Raw genomic sequence first — 9,435 nt, forward strand, 5'->3', positions numbered from 1 at the left:
TCGATTATCCGAAGAAGCACCCGCCGATCGCAGACCGTGTTAACGCAGTGAATCGCATGTTGATGAGTGCCTCGGGCGAAACCCGTTGTACATCGATCCGAAGTGCAAACACCTCATCGACTCGCTGGAGAAGGTGATCTACAAGCCAGGCTCACGCGATATGGATAAGACTGGCGGCATCGAACACAGTGCGGATGCGTTGGGTTATCCGGTTCATCGTAGGTATCCGGTGAAAAATCGTGTTATTCTTGGTGGATCTAGATAGGTAAGCACTTACCTAAAAGGAAAGGAAAAGCAAATGGAATTGACTGACAAGCAAATCAAAGACCTTGTGGCACGACGCCACCCTGAATATGAGAAGAAAAAAGAACATTGGGACTTCCTCGCCAGCACCTACGCTGGCGGGCGTGCCTGGTTCAACGACAATATCTTCCGTTACTTCAAAGAGGGCGATCAGGAGTTCAAAGAGCGCCTGGAACGCGCTTATCGCTTCAACCACACTCGTGAAGTGGTAAACCTCATCAACAAATACCTCTTCAAAGAGGTCATTCACCGCAACACTGATGAAGCGCCGGAGCAGATCCGCAATTTCTGGAAGCGAGCCACGCGCCAGAACACCTCCATCGATGCGTTTATGGCGGCTATCGATCTGCAATCATCCATTTATGGCCGTATCTGGGTTGTCGTGGACAGCACCATGAACGTCGATGTTGAGTCTGTTGCAGACGAGAAGAAAAATGATGCGCGTGCCTACGCTTACTGGATTTCGCCGCAGCAGCTGCTTGATGTTGCCTGGGACGAAGACGGCAATATGTTGTGGGCGCTGATTGTTGAAATCGCGCGCGACGACGAAGATCCGTTCACGTCAACCGGGCAGGAATACCAGCGTTACCGTCTGTGGACGCAAAACGAGTGGTATCTGTTCCGTGAAGAAGTGAAGAAAGGTTCCGGAAATAGCGGTCGTCGTCAGGCCAAAGTCGTTCTGGAGGATAGCGGCCAGCACAATCTGGGCGTGGTGCCGGTGTTTCCGGTGGACTGCATTGGCGAAAGCGAGTCTCCGTATTTCAGCCCGTCGTTGATTGACGATATCGCCTATCTTGACCGCGCCGTGGCCAACTACCTGTCGAACCTTGACGCGATTATTCAGGATCAGACATTCAGCCAGCTGGCGATCCCGGTTCAGTCACTGCTGCCGGGCGATGAAAACCACACCAAAGTGCTCGAAATGGGGACAAAACGCGTCTTCACCTTCGACTCTGAGAGCGGTAATCAGCCATTCTACCTGTCTCCAGACCCGAAACAGGCTCAGATGATCATCACCACGATTAAGACGGTGATTAACGAGATCTACCATTCCGTTGGTGTGGCAGGTGAGCGAACCAAGCAGGATAACGCGCAGGGCATCGATAACTCTTCGGGCGCAGCGAAGATGTACGACTTCCAGCGCGTTAACAGTCTGCTGGTGACAAAAGCAGAGCGCCTCGAAAGGGCAGAGCGCCAGATGATGCAGCTGGCAGCGAAATGGATGGGTGTCGAACTGGATGAAGACCACTCTCTGATCGCATACCCGGAAAGTTTCGACATTCGCGGTCTGACTGACGAGTTTGCCGTTGCCGAGAAACTGTCGCTGCTTCAGGCGCCTGATTCTGTTCGTCGTCATCAGATGGAAATGCTCATCGAGAAGGTCTTCCCGAACATTTCCGAGGCGATGCAAAAGGAATTTCAAAAAGATCTCTTGAAATTTCCTCCAAAAAATGATCTTAACACCCTTGAAAATAAGTCAGTACTTACTTATGATCAAGATGCAGCCCAAGAAAGCGGGCAAGATCAACCCCGAGGAATGGGGACTCATCTACTCAAGAGACCGAGTGATAAGTAACGAAAAGGAATTTCTATGAATCTGTGGCAAATGCTTATGGCCCGTCGTGGCCTGATGGATGTAGCTGAAGCGCATGAGCGCGGAGGCGCTGGTGGCGGTGCTCCTGCTGGAGACAATGAGCAGGGCAATCAAGACCCAGGCAAACAGGGCGAGCAAAAAGAGCAACCGAAGGGTGACGACGACGAGTATGCCGGTATGACTCAGGAAGAGTTGCTGGCAGAACTGCGTAAGTCCAAGAAAGCCGGTGCTGACCTGCTGAAAGAGAACATGAAGCGCAAGGAGAAAGAGCGCACATTGGCCGATCAGCTGGCTCAGTACGGTGATATTGACCCGGCACGTGCTCGCCAGCTTCTCGAAGCTGAACAAGCCGCAGAAACCGCACGTCGGGAGGCGGAGCAGGCTGAACTGGAACGCCGTGGTGAGTTCGATGCTGTGAAAAAGCAGATGATCGAAGCGCACCAGGCTGAACTGGCACAGCGCGACGAACGCTACTCCACTCTGGAGAGCGAGAACGCCGCACTGAAGGCTCAACTGGTCGAAATGACTGTTGGCGCTTCCTTCAGCGGCTCTGCCTTCCTGCGTGACAAAGTTCTGATGACTCCGGCTAAGGCTCGCGTTATCTACGGCTCTCATTTCGAAGTGGGTGAAGACGGTAGTGTTGTGGGCTTTGATAAGCCAGCCGGTCAGAAAGAACGTGCAGTTCTGGTTGACGGTGAAGGCAAACCGTTACCGTTCGAATCCGCGATTGAGCGCATTCTGCGTGCAGATCCGGAAGCTGACGCACTGTTGCGCAGCGAAGCCAAGCAGGGTGCTGGTTCCAATAGCAAACCGACCCACAAAGTAAACCAGCCGAAGAGCAAGTCGACTATGGATAAGTTGACCTCCGGCCTGGGGAAAATCGGACTCAAGTAACATCTTAAATCATAGGGAAATGAAAGATGCCATTACTGCGTGATGAAGCTGAAAAGCTGTCTAACAACGAACTTGAGCAGGGTGTGATCGAGACCATCATCGATCGCGATGACCTGTTCGCTGTTCTGCCTTTCATGAAGATTAATTCTAAGGCATACCTCTACAACCGCGAAGCTACCCTGAGCGAAGCAACCTTCATCGATGTGAACGACACCATCACCGAAGGCGCTGCAACCTTCACCGAACACGTTGCGAAGCTGCGTATCCTGGCAGGCGACGTAGACGTCGACAAATTCCTGGCGACCACTATGTCCGACACCAACAACCAGCTGGCAATCCAGGTTCGTCAGAAGGTGAAAGGTCTGGCTCGCGCATTCCGCCGCAACCTGATTCTGGGCGACTCCAGCACCAACAACAAAGCGTTCGACGGTATTCCGAAGCTGATGCACGACGATCAGAAGATCGACATCGAAGGCGCTTCCATGACCTTCTCCATGTTCGACGAGCTGGTCGACGCGGTGAAAGATCTGGGCGCAGACTGCATTATGATGCGTTCCGAGCACCTGCGTGCTTATCGCGCTCTGCTGCGTACCGTTAGCCTCGGCCCGTCCGAAATCATGATGGAAAACTTCGGTCGTCCGATGCTGTGCCACAACGGTGTACCGTTCATTGTGAACGACTTCATCCCGACTGATTCTGGCAAAGCAAGCATCTACTGCCTGCACCTGTCCGAAGAGAACGGTGTGACTGGTCTGTATGGCGGTGAAAACGCCGGTATCGTTGTTGAGAACATCGGTACTGTTCAGAACAAAGACGCAACCCGTACCCGCGTTAAGTGGTACTGCTCTCTGGCGAACAAGCACGACAAGGCTATCGCCGCGCTGACCAACGTAAAAATTTGATCAGTATAGTAGGTAAGTAATTATCTACCATTTAAGGGTGGGCTATACGCCCACCCTTTTTGTAGGAGCGAGAAATGCCAGAACAAAAGATGAAGATCACGGAAGAGGCGTTTGCGGATTTCACGGGGCATATGTGCCGTGCCGGATTCACCAATTCCATCTCCAACGAGCCTCTGAGCGAGCGCCAGCAGAACCATCTTGCGGCTTGCTTCCGGGCAATTCCGTTCACTCAGTCTGTCACCATTACACCGGCTGCGCCGTCCGTATTGGTGGGTAAAACCGTTCAACTTAGTGCAGGTATCACCATGAGCAAAAGCGCAGATTCATTCACCTGGACGTCGGCCAATGACCAGGTCGCCACAGTCAGCGGTACGGGTCTGGTTACTGGCGTGACTCCGGGAAAAGTGAAGATCACCGCCACCGATAAGCAGACTCAGCTTTCTGCGTCAGTCGAAGTGACCGTTAAGCCTGTCAGCGTGGAGTCCGTTACGGTAACGCCAGACTCTACCTCTGTTGAGAAGGGGAAATCGGTCAAGTTGCGCGTTGATGTACAACCGTCAAACGCAACAAATAAAAGAGTCACCTGGACTTCCAAAAATAACGACAAAGCGACCGTTGACCAGAACGGTAACGTAGCTGGCGTAGCCGTTGGTACGGCAACCATTGAAGTGGTTTCGCAGGATGGCAGCCATAAAGCTACTGCTACGGTTGAAGTCACTGAGCCTGTCGTTGCTGTTACTGGCGTCTCTGTCGATCCGAGCACCACCAGCGTTGAAGCCAACAAAACGGTACAGCTGACCGCGAACATCGAACCGGCTGGCGCAACCAATAAGCGCGTAACCTGGGCGTCAAAAAATGCCGAGTTCGCGACGGTTGATAGCGCAACTGGACTTGTGACCGGTGTGGCTGCAGGTACTGCCACTATCGAAGTCACCACGGAAGACGGTAGCCACAAAGCCACTGCGACCGTTGAAGTGACCGCAGCACCGGCTGCGTAACCAACACATGGGCGGCGATGCCGCCCATTAAGTGAGAAGAAGAATGAAACCAGCAAAAATTCGTTTATTGGAGCCTCAATTTTTGGGGTACACGGGCATTCTCTGCGGTATCCAGTTTGTCGACGGCATCTCGGTTGCCGAACTGCCATTCATCGATCAGCAGCGGATTTGTGCCTCCATGCGTGCCACTACCGTTGAAGGCAAAAATGTATCTCCTTCTGCCGCGTACAGCAGCCGCAATGATTTGACTGCGGACGACATTGTCGAGACGGCGGCCCCGGATATTGTGCCAATCAAACGTGGTACGGCTGAAGTGGAAGCCAAACCGGTACAGCGCTTTACTCGTGAAGAGCTGGAGTCGATTGCGGACTGTGAAGGTATTGCGGGTCTGCGTCAGATCGGCAACCAGATTGGCGTGAAAGCCAAAGGTATCGTTGAAATGATCGAAGGCATCCTGAAAGCACAGGGCGGTGAGTAATGGCGCAGATCGACACGTACCGTAGCGGGGAAGCAGTTTCCCTGTCGTTTGCATTTAACGTTCTGGATATTGAGTCGGCCACGTATACCGTCAGAGATGGCGCAGGTGCGATCATCGTCGATAACGAACCTCTCGATATTACTGAGGGGCAGATGTCCATTCCGGTTGTCGTGTCGGCCGAACACAACCTGCTTTCAGATAAAGAGCGCGATCTGCGACACGTCATTGTCAAAGCGGTGGCATCCGGGCTGACGCATGAAGAGCGCAAGATGTACGTTCTGCTGAATAGCTTCGAGCTGTCAATTCCAGGCCAGTCATTCGCAACGGTCGCAGACGCCCAGATGCAAGCTATCGATATGCTGAACGGCGACACCCTGTTAGCTGATGGCGAAGGGCTGATGCGCAAACGTCTCATTGAGGCCACCAGACGCGTCAAAACGCTGCCGTTCTCAATCCGCAAAGTCCTGCGTATCGACTTCGACCGTTACGACCGCCCGCAAAACATGCTGAACGTCTATGACATTCCGTGGGGTGCTGACGGGCATATCGTCACGATCTGATCGATTGGGAGCAGATGACGCCGGAGAAATTCGACGAGTTCCCGGACTACTTCAAACAGGCATTAATGCTGGCCGTGGTTAATGAAGCCTGCGAAATCGCTAACGGTAATGACGTAGCGGCAGCCCGCGAGGACGGCATTCTGTCTGAGTCCATTGGTGAAACGACCAATATGTACCGCACCGGCAAAGCGGCAAATGTGCATGTGGCTCGCAGTACCTGGCGACTGCTGGTCAGTTACATCAATAACCGCATGATTGTTCGCCGTGCGTAACGCCAGTCGCATTATTTACTTCTGGTCGAAAGGCTCAAGACGAGCAATCGCGCCTTCGCCTGGTAATGAGTGCGGCTGCCAACCACAGGGAGAGTGCATGAACATTTCATGGCAAGCAGAGATAGCGATTTACCGTCTGGGTTCGAAGAACGTCTACGGTGAAGCGCAATTGCAGTTCGTCAGGAAGACGAACGTCGGCGTCGTTAAGTTTGAGCAAAGTAACGAGAAGTCATCGGTACGTGCGGACAGCTCCGGCAGTCGCGGTAAAGCGAATCTGGAATTGTTCGATGCTGTTCTGGTGATCCCACTTGAGGCCGCAGTGCAGCTTGATGACGTTCTCATTCTGGAGGGGCAAAAGCTGAAGGTATCCAGCGTGCATCGTCGCTGGGGACTGCGTGGGCGCCCTGGGCATCTGGAAGTAGGGGCAAACATATGGGTCTGAAGTACGACGCACATCAGTTTAAGCGTGCTGGCGACAGGCTCAATAACAGCCAGAAAGCCTTTAAGCGTTATCTCATCCGTGACATGGAGAAGCTGGCGCGTCTGGTTGAGCGTCTGGCGCGGGCAATGGCCCCGCTGGAGACCGGCTCACTCGAAAGCGCGATCTTCGCGAGAGTGGTCAAAGAAGGCTATACCGGGCTGCGTATTGAGTTATCGGTATCTGGAGCCAAACCACGCGAAGGGCATCAGGGCGTTGAGGTTGGCGATTATGCGGAGTACATGGAGTTGGGCAAGTATCGTCTAGGCTATCTCTCCCGCATGAAGAGCGTCACCAACCCGCCAGTCGCTGGTGTGAAGCCACGAGTTGGGCCTTTGTTCCTTGAGAGAGCCGTGCAGATCAGTGAGAAGCAGTTCACTCAGACGATAGCAGAAGCGGCAAGGAAAGCAGGTTTTACGAGAGGTTGATGTGTTTATTGAAGCATTTGCGAGCCTGATGCAGAAGGCGAAGATCGGTACAGTCGGCACTGACATTTTCTGTCACTACATGCCAGCCAATGTGAAGTCCGGTGTTCTGTTGGTTACTCCCAATACGGGGATCACCATTGACCATGAGTTAAAAGGCTTCTATCACGACTCTTTCACCGTCATCGTGCGTAATGCGACGATCACAAAGGCGGTGGCGAAAGCCAATAAGATCATGGACATGTTCCCGGTCGAAGAAACCGTGTCGGAGGGCGTTTACTTCCGGTTGGTTCGGCCAATGTCGATGCCGATTACTTATCCCAAAAACGAAGGTTCGTTGATTGAAGCGGGTATCCCGATTGAATTTGCGGGCTATTTGTTGAATTAATAAAATAAGTAAGTATATACTTACCATTGGCACCATGAAGGTGCTGATTTAACGGAAAAAGGAGTTTTCCAACAATGTCCAATACCCATGTAAAAAACATCAAACTTGGCGCCTGCAAAGTGTCGTTTGGTGGCGTTGATCTGGGTTACACCAAAGGCGGTGTTCAGGTTGAAGTTGCGACCGAAACTCTGAAAGTCACCGTAGACCAGCTGGGGCAGACCACCATCTCCGAGCTGGTGCAGGGTCGTAACATCACTATCACTGCGCCGCTGGCCGAGTCTGTGTTGCAGAATATGGTCGATCTGATGCCGGGATCTACCCTGAGCGAAGAAGATAACGCTGTGACCATCACCTCCGCACAGGGCGTCAACCTGATCGACGTAGCCAAAGAGCTGGTTCTGACCCCGCAGGATACCACCGACTACGTTCTGACCATCCCGAAAGCTGCGACCGCAGGTAACTTCACCATGACCTACCAGTCTGATGATGTTCGTGTGTTCTCCGTTCAGTTCACCGCTTACCCGGATGACGACGGCGTGCTGGGGAAAATGAGCGGCCCAAAGCCGGTTAAAACCGTCTCTATCTCTCCGGAATCTCCGGAAGTTAAAGCCGGTGAGACCGTGCAGCTGACTGCCCAGATCACCCCTGCAGATGCCGGCGATAAAACCGGTGTGTGGGAATCCGACAATCAGGAGAAAGCAACCGTTGACCAGACTGGTCTGGTTCGCGGAGTAGCTGAAGGTTCGGCAAATATCTCCTTTACCAGCAATAGCGGCGGCAAGAAAGCGACCAAAGCAGTAACGGTTAATTCTGCCGAATAATCGCGACGTAACTAAGCAGAGGCTCAGGAAGAGCCTCTCTTTTAAAAGGACTTTAACCAATGACCAAATTACTCGATCTCGACTCCATTCTGCCTCCGAAGAAAAGCATCAAGTTCGGCGGTCAGGAATACCCCATCGTTGAAATGACTGTTGGCCTGTTCGTCTCCATCAAGCAGATGGAAGGCAAAGACCTTCAGAACATGTCGCCTGTTGAGCAGGTAACTGCTTACGCCGACCTGGTTCGCAAGGTCATCCCATCCGTGCCGGACGCTGTACTGGAAAAACTGACTGTTCCGCAGCTCCAGCAGATCTTCACCTTCGCTATGGAAGTGATTGATGAAGAGAACGAAAAAGCGGCTGGTGAAGGGGCAAAGTAATTTCCCGCGATGAATCCGGGGTAAAGACCGTATCGATAGATCTCGGATTCTATTTCAGCCGTGTAGTTGCTCACTACGCCGTGTCGCCATTAGAGCTGCTGGGCGTCCCTCTAACGATGTTCTGGATGCTCAGTCGCAACATCGACCGTCTGCGCGCGGAAGAGGATGTCCGCAACCTGCAAGTCGCTCGCGCTGCCCAGGCAGATGGCGAGGGCGTGAAGGCGTTCATGGAGGGTTTGCAACTCAGGATTGGAAGACCAGTCGTAACCGATAAAGTCTACGATCCACGCAAGGATAAGGCAGACCCTGACGCCAAAGAGCAACTGATGCAAATTTTTGGCAGAGGATGACAAGGGAATGTCACAAAACGTAGAGTTTATCCTGTCGCTGGAAGACAAGCAGTTTACAGCGTCAATCGACCGGGCGGGTAAGCTACTTACCAGATTCGGGGAGCAGGCCACAAAGCCCGCTCAGAAAATTAACAATCTGGAACGCTCGTTGGGTTCGGTCTCCCGCATCATCGGCGTTCTGGAGTCCAAGCTCGATGCCACGGCAGACAAACTACAGGATGTAGCTGCCGGCTTCGAGCTTGTGTCTGATGTTTCGCGCAAGACGCGAGGCAACATTACCAGCCTCAACTCAGGTCTCAAAACCCTGATTGAGCGCGTCGACACAACCACCTCATCCGTTAATAAACTCACCACATCGCTGCGCAAGGTTCAGTCTGAACTCAACGAGTTTTCCGATTGGGCAACGTTCGCTGGCAAGAGCGCCAGCCGCTTCGGTACGGAGGTAAAAGAAGCCTCTTCCTCCGTGAGTGGCATGAATACGCGCCTTAACACCACGACGAAGCGTCTCAGTAATTGGGGTGTCACAGCGAGCCAGGCTGCCGAGGGGCTGAAGAAAGTCCGCGATCAGATGGATGCCGTGATTGGCCGCCAGCAA

At 53.0% G+C, this 9,435-nt stretch carries 10 protein-coding genes and 4 pseudogenes; all 14 read left to right on the forward strand.

Features of this window, described 5'->3' with window-relative positions; translation table 11 throughout:
• Positions 1-265, forward strand: a pseudogene (locus BH712_RS24810) (terminase); the annotation flags it as partial.
• A gap of 33 nt (positions 266-298) precedes the next feature.
• Positions 299-1,872, forward strand: a pseudogene (locus BH712_RS23570) (phage portal protein).
• 22 nt (positions 1,873-1,894) lie between these two features.
• Entirely contained in the window at positions 1,895-2,791 is an 897-nt protein-coding gene (locus tag BH712_RS23575) for a DUF6651 domain-containing protein (RefSeq protein WP_006812515.1), read from the forward strand.
• A gap of 26 nt (positions 2,792-2,817) precedes the next feature.
• Positions 2,818-3,693: a major capsid protein gene (locus BH712_RS23580; protein WP_006812514.1), complete on the forward strand. Its 876-nt coding sequence runs from the start codon at positions 2,818-2,820 to the stop codon at positions 3,691-3,693.
• 74 nt (positions 3,694-3,767) lie between these two features.
• Positions 3,768-4,691 carry an Ig-like domain-containing protein gene (locus tag BH712_RS23585; protein ID WP_006812513.1) on the forward strand — a complete coding sequence of 308 codons (924 nt, stop codon included), beginning with the start codon at positions 3,768-3,770 and terminating at the stop codon, positions 4,689-4,691.
• 43 nt (positions 4,692-4,734) lie between these two features.
• Positions 4,735-5,169: a hypothetical protein gene (locus BH712_RS23590; protein ID WP_006812512.1), complete on the forward strand. Its 435-nt coding sequence runs from the start codon at positions 4,735-4,737 to the stop codon at positions 5,167-5,169.
• Positions 5,169-6,001 (forward strand): annotated as a pseudogene (locus tag BH712_RS23595) (hypothetical protein). The gene BH712_RS23590 and the pseudogene BH712_RS23595 overlap by 1 nt, the downstream one beginning before the upstream one ends.
• A 97-nt stretch (positions 6,002-6,098) precedes the next feature.
• Positions 6,099-6,443, forward strand: coding sequence for a hypothetical protein (locus BH712_RS23600; RefSeq protein ID WP_001027662.1), 345 nt, complete (start codon positions 6,099-6,101; stop codon positions 6,441-6,443).
• Complete coding sequence (locus BH712_RS23605; protein WP_006812511.1) at positions 6,434-6,907, forward strand: hypothetical protein; 474 nt, start codon at positions 6,434-6,436, stop codon at positions 6,905-6,907. The genes BH712_RS23600 and BH712_RS23605 overlap by 10 nt, the downstream gene beginning before the upstream one ends.
• Position 6,908: 1 nt before the next feature.
• On the forward strand, positions 6,909-7,292 hold the full coding sequence (locus tag BH712_RS23610) for a minor capsid protein (RefSeq protein ID WP_000469441.1): 384 nt from the start codon (positions 6,909-6,911) through the stop codon (positions 7,290-7,292).
• 74 nt (positions 7,293-7,366) lie between these two features.
• Positions 7,367-8,113, forward strand: coding sequence for an Ig-like domain-containing protein (locus BH712_RS23615; RefSeq protein ID WP_006812510.1), 747 nt, complete (start codon positions 7,367-7,369; stop codon positions 8,111-8,113).
• A 59-nt stretch (positions 8,114-8,172) separates the two neighbouring features.
• A complete protein-coding gene (locus BH712_RS23620; RefSeq protein WP_000163862.1) occupies positions 8,173-8,490 on the forward strand; it encodes a hypothetical protein in 318 nt (105 codons plus the stop codon).
• A 125-nt stretch (positions 8,491-8,615) separates the two neighbouring features.
• Entirely contained in the window at positions 8,616-8,840 is a 225-nt protein-coding gene (locus tag BH712_RS23625; protein WP_000952684.1) for a hypothetical protein, read from the forward strand.
• A gap of 7 nt (positions 8,841-8,847) precedes the next feature.
• Positions 8,848-9,435 (forward strand): annotated as a pseudogene (locus tag BH712_RS23630) (tape measure protein); the annotation flags it as partial.

The organism is Enterobacter hormaechei ATCC 49162, from assembly GCF_001875655.1.
Taxonomy (GTDB): Bacteria; Pseudomonadota; Gammaproteobacteria; order Enterobacterales; family Enterobacteriaceae; genus Enterobacter; species Enterobacter hormaechei.